Here is a 14752-nt window from a genome sequence, read left to right on the forward strand (position 1 = left end):
TCAGGGTGTATTGTTACGCATCAGGTCTTTTTCTATAATTTTGATTGCATTGATCTTATTTTTTAGCGTTTTCACTTCAGTCTCTGCTGACCGTAATTTTTCGGACAGATTTTGTATTTGTAAATTCGCAGCTCGCTGCCGCTTGAGTAATAATACCAGCAAGTTTTTGAAGGCTGTTGTATCCGGAGTGGTTTCAGCCTGTTCCGGAAGATCTTCCACGAGATTCAGCGCGACACGATTACTCTGAAAACTGGTATTCGGCAATAGCAGTAATATCAGCAGTTTAAGCCGTTGTTGCATATCGGTGCTCTCCCGATAGTGGCTGTTCGCATATTTGTATTCTTCCCAAAGCTCTACTCTGGACTTGTTCTGCAGCGAATCGTAATAGTGCATCAACTCGCTCAGATCACTCCCTGATTCCTGGATGATTCGTATCTCCGCTTGCTCGGATGGCTCATCCACAGGCTGGACAGGCGTATGCATACATCCTGTCAACATTACGGATAATGTCAGTCCTGTCAATAATTTAAAAGTATATGTCATGTTGTGGATTCAGAACTGTTGATGGGCAAAGTCAGTCGAAAATGGGCGCCGCGTTTTCCGGTATTCCGGATGAGTTCGATATTTCCCCCATGGGCGATGGCATACTCTTTTGCGATGGCCAGGCCCAGACCGGTGCCCCTGACATGGCTCTCGGGTGTGTTGTGCCCCTGGTAAAACGGCTCGAATATCCGGCTGCCATCACTATCATCAACGCCCGGGCCGGAATCTGTCATATCGATCTGCGCCCTGTTTTCATGATATGAAGCCGTTATTTCAATAAGGCCGCCAACCGGGGAGAATTTGACAGCATTGGAAAGTAGATTATCGAGAATGATATCCAGTTTCTGTTTGTCACATTCCAGAGACAATTCCGGGCAATTCAGGCTGATTTTAAGGTTTTTACTCAGAATGGAAAGATTTTGTGCCTGTATCGCGCTATTTATTATTTTTTCCAGCTTGACGGACTGTTTGACGAGCGTGATGATCTCAGCCTGCAGGGCACTGAAATTCAGCAGATCTTCGATGCGTTTCTGCAATTGCATGCTGCTGGTATGAAGAATCCCGGCGATGAGTTGCTGTTTACGGTTGAGATTACCCGTAATCCCTTCGGCCAGCAGATCGGCACCTTCGCGAATGGCAGTCAGGGGTGTTTTCAGTTCATGTGAAATATGACGAAAAAACTGCATTTTCTGGTCTTCCAGCTTGAGCAGGCGCTGTCGCAGCCAATCCAGGCGCTCACCAATATAAACCAGGTTTTGTGGCCCGTTGACTTGAATGGGACGGGAAAGCCTGCCTCGGCCCATTTGCGCAATCGCTTCATCAATCTGACGGATGGGACGAGCAATGAATACGGAAAAAGCCAGCGCGAGAAAAATAACCAGCGGAACCAGAATCAGCAATTCCCATTCGACCAGCGAACGAGTCTGTGTGGCAATTTCACTCATGCTGCCCACGTTTTCCCCGATCATCCGGAAGCTGTTGGTTGAAAATTCCTGGGCAAGTGTAAGCAACCCGGCAAAACGCTCGAGCAGGTACTGCAGCTCCTGCGGGTACTCATTCAGATTCAATATCTCCTTAAAAAGACTGGTTTCGAGCAAACGCAGTTTTTCCAGCGGCAGCCGTTGCTCCGGGTAAAGGGAAATAACGGAAAGGTGATTGGTAATGTTTTCGAATTTGGTGTGTGCGAGAAAATAGCCTTCCAGCAGGGAAGCATCATCCAGTACCAGCGCATGTTGTACACTGCGTTGCATCGCCATGATTTCACCGATGATGACGCTGGTACCATTGGTAATCTGTGTCGCCTGGTAAACGTTGTGCCGGCTTTGTTCGGATAACTGGTCGATACGTACCGCACTGTATACCAGCGCACCAATCAGCGGCAGGCCGACAATTGAAAATCCGATCAGGATCAAAGCCAGAAATGATTTTGGTTTATATCCGGATCCGGTCTTCCGGCGTGTCTGCTCGGGAGATACAGCATCTGTAGAAATTTTCATAGTGCAGGTTTACCTTTCATGCAACCTGGGTGACAATACTTGGGTAGAAAGACTCAGGCTGTTTTTTCATATTTTTCTCTGGCTGTTTTTCCTGGGCGCCAAACAACGATTTTACCTCCCATGTTGCTGATGATTGATAATTACGATTCCTTTACCTATAACCTGGTGCAATATCTGGGTGAACTGGGTGAAGAAGTCATGGTCGTTCGAAATGATGAAATTACACTGGAGGCAGTTCAGCAGTTGAATCCTGCCAGTGTCGTCATTTCACCGGGCCCGTGCACCCCGGATGAAGCGGGTATTTCCGTGGAGCTGATCAACCGGTTCAGTGGAAAAATTCCCATACTGGGTGTGTGCCTCGGTCACCAGAGTATCGGCCAGGCTTTTGGGGGGCGGATCGTACGCGCCGGAAAAGTCATGCACGGGAAAACATCACTGGTTTTTCACGACGGTAAAGGCGTTTTTCAGGGAATGCCCGATCCCTTCGTGGCAACCCGCTATCATTCACTCGTCATTGAACGGTCAAGTATACCTGATTGCCTTGAAATCTCTGCCTGGACCGAAGATGGCGAGATCATGGGCGTACGACATCGCGCACTACCGGTCGAGGGTGTGCAATTCCATCCTGAATCGGTATTGAGTGAACATGGCCACCTGTTGCTTGATAATTTCCTTCACGGCAACTCTGTTCAAAAGCATTCTTCAATGTGTGAAGCGTGAATCCGCAGGCAATCCTCGCTCGAATTCTCGAGCAGCATGAAATTCCTTATGAGGAAATGATTGAGCTGATGCGCGCAATCATGTCGGGCAATGTATCGCCGGTCATGACGGCCGCTCTGGTCACCGGGTTGCGCATAAAGCGCGAGAGCATCGGTGAAATCAGTGCAGCCGCTCAGGTCATGCGTGAGCTGGCAGTGCGTATTGAAGTGCCTGATGCGAGCCATCTGGTCGATACGTGCGGGACCGGCGGGGATGGATGCAATACTTTCAATATTTCAACTACTTCCGCTTTCGTGGCCGCCGCTGCGGGCGCACAAGTAGCCAAACACGGCGGGCGTTCCGTGTCAGGCAAGGTTGGCAGCGCAGACGTGCTGGAAGCCATTGGTATCAATCTCGACCAGACACCAGACCAGATTGCCCGCTCCATTACCGAAGTGGGTATCGGTTTTATGTTTGCCCCCAATTTTCATCATGCCATGAAACATGCCGCCCCCGTTCGGCGGGAGCTGGGCGTGCGCACGGTCTTCAACATCCTGGGACCACTGACCAATCCTGCCGGCGCCAGCAACCAGTTACTCGGTGTATACCATGCCGATCTGACCGGTGTACTGGCGCAGGTACTGCTGCGGCTGGGAAGCCGGCACGCCATGATCGTGCATGGTAGCGACGGACTGGACGAAATCACCCTGTCCGGTCCAACCAAAATCGCAGAGCTCAACGCGGGTGAAGTGCGGGAATATAGCGTGCAGCCGGAAGATTTCGGACTGGAACGCGCCGCCCTTACCTCTCTGCAGGTGAACAGCACGGAAGATGCTCAGGCAATGCTTCTGTCCGTGCTGGATAACCACCCGGGGCCCGCCAGAGACATCGTTCTGCTCAATGCGGGCGCAGCAATTTATGTCGCCGGAAAAGCAGATTCCTGGGCTCGCGGGGTTGAAACGGCCCGCGACATGCTGGCCAGCGGTGCTGCAAAACAGAAAATGCAGGCATTGGTTGAATTCTCCAATCAGGTAAGTGCTTAATATGTCAGACATTCTCGATCGCATCCTTGCCGTGAAAAAACAGGAGGTCGCGGCCGCCCGGGCACGAAAATCCCTGGAAGGAATCCGTAAGCAGGCAGAAGAAATGCCTGCTCCGCGTGATTTTCTCCAGGCGATACGCGGCCGGATCAGTCAGCATCGTGCCGCTGTAATTGCAGAGATCAAACGGGCCAGCCCAAGCAAGGGTGTATTACGCGGGCGATCAGAAGCACCCAATCCGCAGGGATCAGGGCATGCGGAAAACTCATCCGGGAAAAATCTGATTCCGCAAGATTTCATCCCGGCAGAAATTGCGGCCAGTTATGCCCGAAATGGTGCTGCCTGCCTGTCAGTCCTGACAGATGAACAGTTTTTCATGGGCAGTGCCGATTTCTTGCGGCAAGCACGTGCTGCTTGTGATTTACCGGTATTGCGCAAGGATTTCATACTGGACGAATATCAGGTCTACGAAGCACGCGCGATGGGAGCGGATTGCATACTGTTGATCGTCGCAGCATTTCTTTCACCGGTTTTCCAGCAGGATGCCTCTGTCAATCAGGGCGACAGTGCACTCGAACGGATGCGCATATTGGAAACCACGGCACAAGCACTGGGAATGGCCATACTGGTAGAAGTACACGATGCAGATGAGCTCGATCTCGCGCTGCAATTGACTACTCCGCTCATCGGGATCAACAACCGCAACCTGCGAACTTTCGAGACTACGCTGGATACCACCGTTCAATTGGTCAGACGCATACCATCCGAACGCATCGTCGTCACCGAAAGCGGTATCCGTATCCCTGCCGATGTGGAAATGATGCTATCTCATCATATTTACGCTTTTCTGATCGGGGAAACATTCATGCGGGCACCGGATCCGGGCGCCGCACTGGCAAGCCTGTTTACGACAAACCTGACGTAAGCTGCGCTGCACCATCAGTCGGGTAACTATCTCCCCGACCACGATATAACAATAATGCTTCAATCAACCAAAAGGAGACCTTTATGAACTTCAGGAAACAACTGACAGGCGGTTTGAGCAGCCTGATTCTTTCAGCAGTCATGTCCGGCAGCCTGCTGGCAGCAGGTGTGGCAGAGTTTAACGACAAGGGAGAACTGCTGCTGCCGAAAAATTACCGTGAATGGGTGATGGTCGGTACCCAGGTAACACCTAACGAATTGAACGATGGCAAAGCACCCTTCACCGAAATCAGAACAGTCTATGTCGACCCGGAAAGCTATGCTCACTGGAAAAAAACCGGTGAATTCAGAGATGGGACGGTAACTGTAAAAGAACTGGTCAGCGTCGGTGACCGTAAAGGCCCAGGCAGTGGAAACGGCTACTTCATGGGTGACTATATCGGGCTCGAGGCATCGGTCAAGGATTCACAACGCTTTGCAAACGAGCCGGGAAACTGGGCTTTTTATATTTTCTATGTTCCTGACACGCCGCTGGTTGCTGCAGCCAAAAATCTGCCCACAGCGGAATGTGCTGCCTGCCACAAGGAAAATGCGAAGACAGACATGGTCTTCACACAATTTTATCCTGTGTTACGTGCCGCCAAAGCAACCGGTGAATCCGGTGTAGTCGCGCCCAAGTAAATAACAGATACAAATTTGGCAAGCAGCAGGAGTATTGCGGTAACCCGATAGTTGCGTTACCGCAGCGAAATACTCCTGTTTTTTCTCCCTCGTTTTCCCCGCAGCTACGGCCAGTTACAGCCTGGTGATAAAATGCTGGCACTATGGCCAACATTACCATCCGCGAATTTCCTGCTCACGCATACGAAATACTCAGTGCACATGGTTTTCCGTCCGTACTTGCACGCATTTTTGCAGCGCGCGGAATAAATCATCCTGAACAACTCGAAACGACATTTGCCCGTATGGCATCGTTCGAGCAATTAAAGAACATCCAACGGATCGCCGTGTTACTGGCCGATGCCATTGCCGCGAAAAAACGTTTGCTCGTCATCGCTGATTACGACACTGACGGCGCCACTGCTTGTGCCGTTGCCCTGCGCGCGTTACGCCAGTTTGGTGCCATGGTGGAATACCTCGTACCTAACCGTTTTGAATACGGCTATGGATTGACGCCGGAAATCGTGCGCCTGGCAGCAGATCAGGTTCCTCCTCCCGATATTCTGATCACGGTGGATAATGGTATCGCCAGTGTGGAAGGCGTAGAGGAAGCCAACCGGCTGGGGATGCAGGTATTCATCACCGATCATCATTTGCCGGGTGACCGGCTGCCGGATGCAGCCGTCATCGTCAATCCCAACCAGCCGGGATGCAGCTTTCCCGATAAACATATTGCCGGAGTCGGCGTGATCTTTTATGTCATGCTGGCGTTGCGAGCGGAATTACGTGAACGAAGCGCTTTCACAGCGACCGGCAAAGAACCCAATCTCGCCAGTCTGCTCGATCTGGTCGCATTGGGTACCGTTGCCGATGTAGTCAGGCTGGAGGGAACCAACCGTATCCTGGTGCAGCAGGGGTTGCAGCGTATCCGCAACGGTTACTGCTGTGCCGGTATTCATGCCTTATTCAAAGCCGCCGGACGGGATTTCAGCCGCGTCACCACGTATGAACTGGGATTTATTCTTGCGCCCAGATTGAATGCTGCCGGGCGACTGGATGATATGTCACTGGGAATCGAATGTCTGCTGACCGAGGATGAATCCCATGCCCTGCGCCTGGCCAGCGAGCTGGATGAACTGAACCGCCAACGACGTGAAATCGAGTCAGGCATGCGGGATGAAGCCATGGATAAACTGGACGACGTGATCGATCTCCTGAACCAGTCCGATACGCCGGCAGATAACGGGAAACAATCCGTATACAGCCTGTGTCTGTACGATCCGGCCTGGCATCAGGGAGTCATCGGCCTGATTGCTTCGCGCGTCAAGGACAGGCTGCACCGGCCGGTCATCATTTTTGCGCAAGGTAACGAGGGTGAAATCAAGGGCTCAGGTAGATCGATCCCTGGTTTGCATCTGCGTGATGCGCTGGATTTGGTCGCAAAACGTTACCCGGGATTGATCGTCAAATTTGGCGGCCATGCCATGGCTGCCGGTCTGACAGTGTACGAACAGCATTTCGAACAATTTCGTACCGCATTCGAGCAGGTAGCGCAATCATTGCTGACCCCTGCAGATCTGATACAGGTGATCGAAACCGATGGTGAGCTGGCAGAAACAGACCTGACTCTGGAGCTGGCACAGTATCTGACGAATCAGGTCTGGGGGCAGGGATTCCCCGAACCAAGTTTCAATGGCTGTTTCCGGGTCGAAAATCAGCGTATCGTCGGGGAAAAACATCTGAAATTGAAACTGCGGAAAACCGGTGCTGCACAGGTGTACGATGGCATTCTGTTTTTTCATACCGAGCGGCTGCCCACTGAGATCGATGCCGTCTACCGGGTGCAGATAAACGAATACAACGGAAGCACCCGCATGCAATTATTATTGGAACACTGGTTTGAATCCGGCCAGGCACACTATGGATGATCTGTTTCTTCTTGAACAGGAGCGGGGCTATCTGGCTCAATTTGCCACCAGCCTGGCAATCGGGTTGCTGATCGGCCTGGAGCGCGAACGCAGCCCGGCTGCCAAAGCAGGATTGCGTACTTTTGCGCTGGTCGCCATGTTTGGTACGCTGACCGCGATGCTATCCCACAAGGCACAAACTCCCTGGTTGCTGATCAGTGGCTTATTACTGGTCGGAATCATGGTGATTGCCTCTTATCGGGATAAACGGGATTTGCCGGAAGATCCGGGCACCACCACGGTAACCGCAGTACTGATCTGCTACGGGCTGGGCGCGATGGTGTGGTATGAAGAATCGACGCTGGCTGTCATGCTGGCGATCATCACAACCATCCTGCTTTATTTCAAAACCGAACTGCAGGGAATCACACAAAACCTGACTCGCAAGGATCTGATCTCGATACTGCAGTTTGCGGTACTCAGCTTTATCATCCTGCCGATTCTGCCCGACAGGAATTATGGTCCTTTCGATGCATTCAATCCTCATCAGATCTGGCTGATGATCGTGCTGATCTCGGGAGTCAGCCTGGTGGGCTACATTGCACTGCGTTTCATCGGCCAGCGTTACGGTGCAGTACTGCTGGGTGTATTGGGCGGACTGGTTTCCAGCACTGCCACCACGCTGGTATTCACACGCCGCAACGGGGATAGACCTGATATCACCAATCTGGCTGTTGTCGTGATTTTACTGGCCAATCTGGTCGTACTGGTCCGACTTGCTTTGATTACCGAAGTAATTTCACCTGTGATTTTTCCTTATCTCCTGCCGGTTCTGGGAGGTGGGCTTTTTCTGGGATTGATCACTTCGCTGTTCTGGTGGCGTGAATTCAGCCAGCAGCAGATCATTCCCATGCCGGATACGAAAAATCCGGCGGAGCTGACTACTGCCATGGGATTTGGCCTGCTTTATGCAGCGGTGCTGTTCCTCAGCGGGTGGCTGTCGGACATTGCCGGCAGCAGCGGGTTGTACGCCGTGGCGATCATTTCCGGACTGACCAACGTGGATGCGATCACGCTGAGCAGCCTGCGTTTGCATGGGCTGGGCAAGCTGGAAATCGTAGAAGTGGTTACCGCTATCACACTCGGGGTCATTGCCAATCTGATTTTCAAGCTGGGACTGATCTTTTTCACTGGTAACAACGTACTGGCCAGGCGATGCTTCCTGGGAACGGTAGCCATCATTATCGGTCTGGCGGGCGCACTTTCCACAGCGTCATATCTGTCCTATTTCTGAACAATTAACACTCTGTTCGCAAAATCATGTCATCCAAACTCAATCCACTTTCTTCGGAATCGCTGCCACGTTACACCGGTCTGGAAGGTTCCAGTGATGCCTGTGCCCTGGCGCGGCTGGCAAACCGGAATCCGGCTGGGCAGTTACTGGCGGTCATCACAGCCAGTGCACTGGATGCACAAAGATTGCTCGAGGAAATTCCCTTTTTCGCGCCCGATTTGCGCGTGAGCCTGTTGCCGGACTGGGAAACGCTGCCTTACGATATTTTTTCACCTCACCAGGATTTGATTTCGGAACGTCTGGCTACTTTTTACCAGATTGCACACAACGCCTGCGATGTCCTGATCATTCCGGTTACGACCGCGTTGTACCGGATGCCGCCGCGAGAATTTCTGGCGGCACATTCATTCTTCGTCAACCAGGGCAGCACGCTGGATCTGCAGTCATTTCGCAGTCAGATGTCACTGGCGGGCTATTCTCATGTATCGCAGGTGCTTTCACCGGGAGAATACAGTATCCGCGGGGGACTGATCGACCTGTTCCCGATGGGCAGCCCGCTGCCTTATCGTATCGATCTGTTCGACGATGAAATCGAATCGATACGCACTTTTGATGTCGATACGCAGCGCAGTATCTATCCGGTCAAGGAGATCCGGCTGCTGCCGGCGCGGGAATTTCCACTCGACGATAACGGGCGCAGCCGATTCCGCACCGGATTCCGGGAAAAATTCGAGGGCGATCCCACACGCTGCAGGCTTTACCAGGAAATCAGCAAGGGCAATATTCCCGCCGGAATCGAATATTATCTGCCGCTTTTTTTCGAACAGACGGCCACGCTGTTCGATTACCTGGCGCAGCATTCCACAGTGTGTCTGCACGGGGAGATCACACCAGCCATCGAAAATTTCTGGCAGGATACCCGTTCACGCTATCAGTTGATGCGCAATGATCCGGATCGGCCTTTGCTTCCTCCGATGGATCTGTTTCTGCCGGAAGATCAGTTTTACGGCTACCTCAAATCATACAAACGAATAGAAATGCATACCGGGCAACAGGTAAAGACCGATAAGCCTTTTGCCCGTTCCCTTCCACCTGTACGCGTGGATCGTCGCGCTTCCAACCCGATCGAGCAGCTGACCGCTTTTGTCCATACATTTACGCAAAAGGGCGGACGGGTTTTACTACTGGCAGAAAGTATGGGGCGACGCGAGCTGATGGCGGAATACCTGCGCGAATATGGCCTGAAACTGAAACTCTGCGAGGATTTTGCTGCATTTCAGTCAGACACTGCCTCTTGCATGCTCAGTGTGGCTTCCCTGCACAGCGGTTTTATCCTTGCTGCTGAAAACCTGGCGCTGGTTACCGAAAACGAGCTGTATGCCACGCATGTACGCGGACAGCGTACACGTGATGCACGCAAGACTGTTTCGGCCGATTCCATTTTGCGTGATCTGTCCGAAATCAAGCCCGGCAGTCCGGTGGTACATGAACAGCACGGTATCGGGCGTTATCTCGGGCTGGTCAACATGAATATGGGTGAGGATGATTCAGGCCAGTCCAGTGAATTTCTCGCTCTGGAATACCAGGGGGGAGATAAGCTGTATGTGCCGGTCACACAGCTTCATCTCATCAGCCGTTACAGTGGTGCCGCACCGGAAGCAGCCCCGCTGCACAAACTGGGAAGTGGCCAATGGGAAAAGGCCAAGCGCAAAGCGATGCAGCAGGTACGCGATACTGCCGCTGAACTGTTGAACCTGTATGCGCAACGCGCTGCCCGCAAAGGCCATATATTCCGGTTCAACCAGCATGATTACAATGCTTTTGCCGATGGTTTCGGTTTCGAGGAAACACCAGACCAAGCCACTGCCATCAATGCAGTCATTCAGGATATGGTGTCCGGCAAATCGATGGATCGGCTGATTTGTGGTGATGTCGGCTTCGGCAAAACAGAAGTTGCCCTGCGGGCAGCTTTTGTTGCAGTCACCGATGGCAAGCAGGTAGCCGTACTGGTTCCCACCACACTGCTGGCAGAACAGCATTATCAGAATTTCTCTGATCGTTTCGGGCTGATTGCTGATCAATGGCCGGTAAAAATTGCCGAGCTTTCACGTTTCCGTTCAGCTCGGGAACAGGCCGAAGCGCTGCAAAGCCTGGCGCAGGGGACAACTGACATCATCATCGGTACACACAAACTGATTCAGGATAAGGTCAAATTCAAAAACCTGGGACTGGTCATCATCGATGAAGAACATCGTTTCGGAGTGCGTCAGAAAGAACAGCTCAAAAAACTGCGTGCCGAAGTGGATGTACTGACGCTGACCGCAACACCCATCCCGCGCACGCTGGCGATGTCACTCGAAGGCCTCAGAGATTTTTCGGTGATTGCCACTGCACCCCAGCGACGCCTGGCGATCCGGACATTCGTACACCCTTACTCGGAAGGAATCATCCGCGAAGCCTGTCTGCGTGAACTGAAACGCGGCGGGCAGATCTATTTTCTTTACAATGAAGTCAGCACCATTCAGAACATGTATACCAGATTGACCACGCTGCTGCCGGAAGCAAGAATAAACATTGCGCACGGGCAAATGCGGGAAAGTGAACTGGAACATGTCATGCGTGATTTCTACCAGCAGCGTTTCAATCTGCTGCTGTGTACGACCATCATTGAAACAGGGATAGACATTCCCACCGCCAACACTATCATCATCCATCGTGCCGATAAGTTCGGGCTGGCACAGTTGCACCAGTTACGCGGCAGAGTCGGCCGTTCGCACCACCAGGCGTATGCCTATCTGCTGACACCACCGGAAAAAGCAGCACTGACCACGCAGGCAACCAGGCGTCTGGAAGCTATTCAGGCGATGGAAGAGCTCGGCTCCGGGTTTTATCTGGCCATGCACGATCTGGAAATTCGCGGTGCGGGCGCGGTATTAGGTGACTCACAAAGTGGCGAAATGCAGGAAGTAGGGTTCAGCCTTTACAGTTCACTGCTGGACGCAGCAATCAAATCACTGAAAGCCGGTCATGAACCGGATATGCAGCAACCCCTGGGAGTTTCCACAGAAATCAGATTGCATGTACCGGCGCTATTGCCAGAAAGTTACTGTGGCGATATCCATGAGCGATTGATTCTGTACAAACGCATGGCGGGTTGCAGTGATGAAACAGAACTGGACGAGATTCACCAGGAGCTGATCGACCGCTTTGGTCTGTTACCTGATCCTGCCCGCGCGTTACTGGACAGTCATCGGCTGCGCATCGAAGCCAGGCAGCTGGGCATTACCCGTATCGATGCCGGACCAGACAACATTCAGTTGCAATTTGTACCAGAACCCCCGATCGAAGCCATAAAAATCATTCAGCTCATTCAGAGCAGCAAGGAATACAGCCTGTCAGGGCCTGACCGCCTGAGCGTCCGGCTGCAAATACCGGATGTTGGCGAACGCGTCAAAAAAATCAAAAAACTGATGACGTTACTGAAAAACTGAGAAACCGGCAGGTAATAGTCGATTTACCCGTAGGTAGTTTCTTTATCGAAATCCTGCCAGATATAAGGTGGACGAACAGTCGGTTGGGTAGGAATAAAGAAGGTTGCGGCATCCAGCACACCGAACACGGTACGGCCAATCGTATGCATGATGCCGGTCACGAGGCCGACAGTCAGCCCGTAAGCAGGCCCGTCGCGCCGGCTGGTAAGAATCACGGTTTTAGGAAGTTCGATAACACCGGTTACAGCGTTGGCAATACCGTTGACCAGCTTCTCACTCGCTGCGACCGGGTAGCTCTGTGGCATATTACGCTGTGCCATAGTGGTTTGTGGCAATACGCAAAACAAAATCAGAAAAACAACCTGTGTAATTGAAGTTTTCATTATTGGCGTCTCCTTGATCTTATTTTGGCAACAGTGAGTCTGGTCAGCGTTCCAATTTATCCAGTTTGTCTGTAACGGAGGCCCATTCATCTGCATCCGGCAGTGCATCTTTTTTCTCGATGATTGGATCCCAGATTTTTGACAATTCTGCATTGAGTGCAATGAACTGACGCTGATCTTCGGGGACATCATCCTCTGCATAAATGGCTTCCACCGGACATTCTGCCACACACAACGTGCAGTCGATACATTCATCCGGATCGATCACCAAAAAATTGGGGCCTTCACGGAAGCAATCCACGGGACATACGTCTACGCAATCAGTGTATTTACATTTAATACAACTTTCAGTTACTACATAAGTCATGATGATATTCCTTGAGCGACACTTTCTGAAAGAAACTTACAATTCTATCAGAATCTCGATAAATTCTGCTACACACCGGGAGTGTGTGTTATCCGCGTGACGCCGCTTTGGCTTCAAAGAGTGTTGTTTGTGCCAGCCTTCTGGTATCAGACATGCTGCGTTGCACGAGATTTATTCAATGAGGGTCAGAAACGGTAAAACCCGGGCATTGCCTGAAGCCCTGGTGCCCGGGGCCGGAATCGAACCGGCACGGACGTTAATGTCCGAGGGATTTTAAGTCCCTTGTGTCTACCAATTTCACCACCCGGGCAATTACGAAGTTGAAACTGTCAATATGGAGGCGGGGGTCGGAATCGAACCGGCGTAGACGGCTTTGCAGGCCGCTGCATAACCACTCTGCCACCCCGCCGTGAACTGTTTGGATGACGCCACCTGCTCTGCGGCGCCAAAGCATGAAAATTTGACGTGGACTGAAAACGTCGGAGGATACAGCATAAAACTGGAGCGGGAAACGAGTCTCGAACTCGCGACCTCAACCTTGGCAAGGTTGCGCTCTACCAACTGAGCTATTCCCGCAAACGATACCAGACCAAACCGGATTCGCCTCTCGACAGACGGGTGATTATAGAGACCCTTCCGATTTTGTCAAGAATAATGGCTCCGGTAATAATTGTTTCGATTGATATAGGGTCGGACCAGGTTCCCGTATCCTCAAAATGATTCATTCTTTCCGAGATAACGCCATTTGCCTTCCGGCAGATCAGCCAGTCTGATTTGACCAATCCGCACGCGTTTCAGTCCGGTCACATTCAATCCGACCAGTTCGCACATCCGCCGGATCTGCCGCTTTTTTCCTTCCTGTAAAATAAAACGCAACTGATCTTGGTTTAAGCGGCTTACCCTGGCGGGTTTCAATGCCTGGCCATCGAGCTGCAAGCCGTGGTTGAGCAACGCCAATCCCTCCCGTGTCAAATTACCGCTTACCCGTACCAGGTATTCCTTTTCGATTTGCGAATATTCTCCAATCAATTGTTTGGCAATGCGACCATCCTGGGTAAACACCAACAATCCTTGTGAGTCGATATCCAGCCGGCCGGCAGGTGCGATATTTTTGAGGTGCTGTGGTACAAACCTCAAAGACGAACGATCCTGATGAAAGTGGGAATCATTATTGACAAGACTGATAGCGGATTTGTAGCCAGGTTCGGGCTGGCCGGATACATAACCGACCGGTTTGTTCAGTAAAATCGTCACCTGCTGGTTCTGTCTGATCTGGGCTGCTCGATCGAGCACGATTTCCTGCCACGGATAAATCTTCGTCCCCAGTTCACGAACCGGCTGACCATCTACATACACCGAGCCCTGCTCGATGTAAACATCTGCTTCCCTGCGTGAACATATCCCCCGGGCGGACATCAGTTTGGACAGGCGAACTTTTTCCATCGGTGAGAAAAACCTGGAAACAATGGTTTATAACGTCATATATCAACGATTTACCTGCTCTGATCCCGTACAGGCAGCCGCCAGATAAACGTAAACAAAATCATGGCCAGCAAGGCCAGCATACCTTTCAACCACCAGGAAGAAACGATCAAAATCGAGCTCCCGAAAGACAGCGCCATCACCAGATACGCCCAGCGCTTGACGTGGCGCGCCACGCTGCGGTACTCACACCATTCCCGGATGATCGGACCGGCAATACGATGGTTGAGTAAATAGCTGTGGAAACGCTCGGAGCTGCGTGCAAAACAACCGGCCGCCAGTAAAATGAAAGGGGTCGTCGGTAATATCGGCAGAAATATGCCCAATATGCCCATGAACAGGGCTGTCATGCCTATACTCAGGTACAGCCAGCGCATGACGGGTGAATCATGCAGCTGAAGCAGGTGAATGTTTTCCTCTGGCCGGTTCACTGTTCCATCAGGCTCTATTGACATGACAATCCCCC

13 protein-coding genes and 3 tRNA genes are annotated in these 14752 nt (G+C 51.9%); 7 read left to right on the plus strand and 9 right to left on the minus strand.

Annotated features, from left to right (window positions below):
- Positions 1 to 543 carry a hypothetical protein gene (locus B5D58_RS00620; RefSeq protein WP_011110668.1) on the minus strand — a complete coding sequence of 181 codons (543 nt, stop codon included), beginning with the start codon at positions 541 to 543 and terminating at the stop codon, positions 1 to 3.
- Complete coding sequence (locus B5D58_RS00625) at positions 540 to 2039, minus strand: HAMP domain-containing sensor histidine kinase (protein WP_011110667.1); 1500 nt, start codon at positions 2037 to 2039, stop codon at positions 540 to 542. The genes B5D58_RS00620 and B5D58_RS00625 overlap by 4 nt, the downstream gene beginning before the upstream one ends.
- Before the next feature lie 120 nt (positions 2040 to 2159).
- Here B5D58_RS00625 and B5D58_RS00630 point away from each other — a divergent pair, with 120 nt between their 5' ends.
- From B5D58_RS00630 to mfd, 7 genes are all read left to right on the plus strand, one after another.
- Positions 2160 to 2759, plus strand: coding sequence for an aminodeoxychorismate/anthranilate synthase component II (locus tag B5D58_RS00630; RefSeq protein ID WP_011110666.1), 600 nt, complete (start codon positions 2160 to 2162; stop codon positions 2757 to 2759).
- Positions 2756 to 3781, plus strand: a complete 1026-nt coding sequence (gene trpD, locus B5D58_RS00635; protein ID WP_011110665.1) for an anthranilate phosphoribosyltransferase — start codon at positions 2756 to 2758, stop codon at positions 3779 to 3781. Before B5D58_RS00630 ends, trpD begins: the two co-directional genes overlap by 4 nt.
- Before the next feature lies 1 nt (position 3782).
- On the plus strand, positions 3783 to 4703 hold the full coding sequence (locus B5D58_RS00640; RefSeq protein ID WP_011110664.1) for an indole-3-glycerol phosphate synthase TrpC: 921 nt from the start codon (positions 3783 to 3785) through the stop codon (positions 4701 to 4703).
- Positions 4704 to 4786: 83 nt separating this feature from the next.
- The gene (locus B5D58_RS00645; protein WP_011110663.1) at positions 4787 to 5383 is read left to right on the plus strand and encodes a cytochrome P460 family protein; all 597 of its coding nucleotides are present in this window, start codon (positions 4787 to 4789) and stop codon (positions 5381 to 5383) included.
- Between the two features lie 143 nt (positions 5384 to 5526).
- On the plus strand, positions 5527 to 7290 hold the full coding sequence (gene recJ, locus B5D58_RS00650; RefSeq protein ID WP_011110662.1) for a single-stranded-DNA-specific exonuclease RecJ: 1764 nt from the start codon (positions 5527 to 5529) through the stop codon (positions 7288 to 7290).
- Positions 7283 to 8563, plus strand: coding sequence for an MgtC/SapB family protein (locus B5D58_RS00655; protein ID WP_041356241.1), 1281 nt, complete (start codon positions 7283 to 7285; stop codon positions 8561 to 8563). Before recJ ends, B5D58_RS00655 begins: the two co-directional genes overlap by 8 nt.
- 26 nt (positions 8564 to 8589) lie before the next feature.
- Positions 8590 to 12054 (plus strand): transcription-repair coupling factor, encoded by a 3465-nt coding sequence (mfd, locus tag B5D58_RS00660; RefSeq protein WP_011110660.1) that lies wholly within the window; start codon positions 8590 to 8592, stop codon positions 12052 to 12054.
- Positions 12055 to 12077: 23 nt separating this feature from the next.
- On the opposite strand, the gene B5D58_RS00665 is transcribed toward mfd, so the two are convergent.
- The 7 genes from B5D58_RS00665 to B5D58_RS00695 all read right to left on the minus strand — a co-directional run bounded on the left by B5D58_RS00665 (position 12078) and on the right by B5D58_RS00695 (position 14741).
- The gene (locus B5D58_RS00665; protein ID WP_011110659.1) at positions 12078 to 12437 is read right to left on the minus strand and encodes an exosortase system-associated protein, TIGR04073 family; all 360 of its coding nucleotides are present in this window, start codon (positions 12435 to 12437) and stop codon (positions 12078 to 12080) included.
- Positions 12438 to 12480: 43 nt separating this feature from the next.
- Entirely contained in the window at positions 12481 to 12804 is a 324-nt protein-coding gene (fdxA, locus tag B5D58_RS00670; protein ID WP_011110658.1) for a ferredoxin FdxA, read from the minus strand.
- 221 nt (positions 12805 to 13025) lie between these two features.
- Positions 13026 to 13114 (minus strand) — tRNA-Leu (locus B5D58_RS00675).
- A gap of 25 nt (positions 13115 to 13139) precedes the next feature.
- Positions 13140 to 13213, minus strand: a tRNA-Cys gene (locus B5D58_RS00680).
- Between the two features lie 91 nt (positions 13214 to 13304).
- A tRNA-Gly gene (locus tag B5D58_RS00685) sits at positions 13305 to 13380 on the minus strand.
- 135 nt (positions 13381 to 13515) lie between these two features.
- Positions 13516 to 14247 carry a pseudouridine synthase gene (locus B5D58_RS00690; RefSeq protein WP_011110657.1) on the minus strand — a complete coding sequence of 244 codons (732 nt, stop codon included), beginning with the start codon at positions 14245 to 14247 and terminating at the stop codon, positions 13516 to 13518.
- 50 nt (positions 14248 to 14297) lie between these two features.
- Complete coding sequence (locus B5D58_RS00695; protein ID WP_011110656.1) at positions 14298 to 14741, minus strand: YbaN family protein; 444 nt, start codon at positions 14739 to 14741, stop codon at positions 14298 to 14300.
- Positions 14742 to 14752 lie beyond the last annotated feature (11 nt).

It is taken from the genome of Nitrosomonas europaea (assembly GCF_900167395.1).
Taxonomy (GTDB): Bacteria; Pseudomonadota; Gammaproteobacteria; order Burkholderiales; family Nitrosomonadaceae; genus Nitrosomonas; species Nitrosomonas europaea.

Coding starts and splice junctions, on each gene's coding strand:
- B5D58_RS00620 (WP_011110668.1), bottom strand. CDS start 543: ATGACATATACTTTTAAATTATTGACAGGACTGACATTATCCGTAATG.
- B5D58_RS00625 (WP_011110667.1), bottom strand. CDS start 2,039: ATGAAAATTTCTACAGATGCTGTATCTCCCGAGCAGACACGCCGGAAG.
- B5D58_RS00630 (WP_011110666.1), top strand. CDS start 2,160: ATGTTGCTGATGATTGATAATTACGATTCCTTTACCTATAACCTGGTG.
- B5D58_RS00640 (WP_011110664.1), top strand. CDS start 3,783: ATGTCAGACATTCTCGATCGCATCCTTGCCGTGAAAAAACAGGAGGTC.
- B5D58_RS00645 (WP_011110663.1), top strand. CDS start 4,787: ATGAACTTCAGGAAACAACTGACAGGCGGTTTGAGCAGCCTGATTCTT.
- recJ (WP_011110662.1), top strand. CDS start 5,527: ATGGCCAACATTACCATCCGCGAATTTCCTGCTCACGCATACGAAATA.
- B5D58_RS00655 (WP_041356241.1), top strand. CDS start 7,283: ATGGATGATCTGTTTCTTCTTGAACAGGAGCGGGGCTATCTGGCTCAA.
- mfd (WP_011110660.1), top strand. CDS start 8,590: ATGTCATCCAAACTCAATCCACTTTCTTCGGAATCGCTGCCACGTTAC.
- B5D58_RS00665 (WP_011110659.1), bottom strand. CDS start 12,437: ATGAAAACTTCAATTACACAGGTTGTTTTTCTGATTTTGTTTTGCGTA.
- fdxA (WP_011110658.1), bottom strand. CDS start 12,804: ATGACTTATGTAGTAACTGAAAGTTGTATTAAATGTAAATACACTGAT.
- B5D58_RS00690 (WP_011110657.1), bottom strand. CDS start 14,247: ATGGAAAAAGTTCGCCTGTCCAAACTGATGTCCGCCCGGGGGATATGT.
- B5D58_RS00695 (WP_011110656.1), bottom strand. CDS start 14,741: ATGTCAATAGAGCCTGATGGAACAGTGAACCGGCCAGAGGAAAACATT.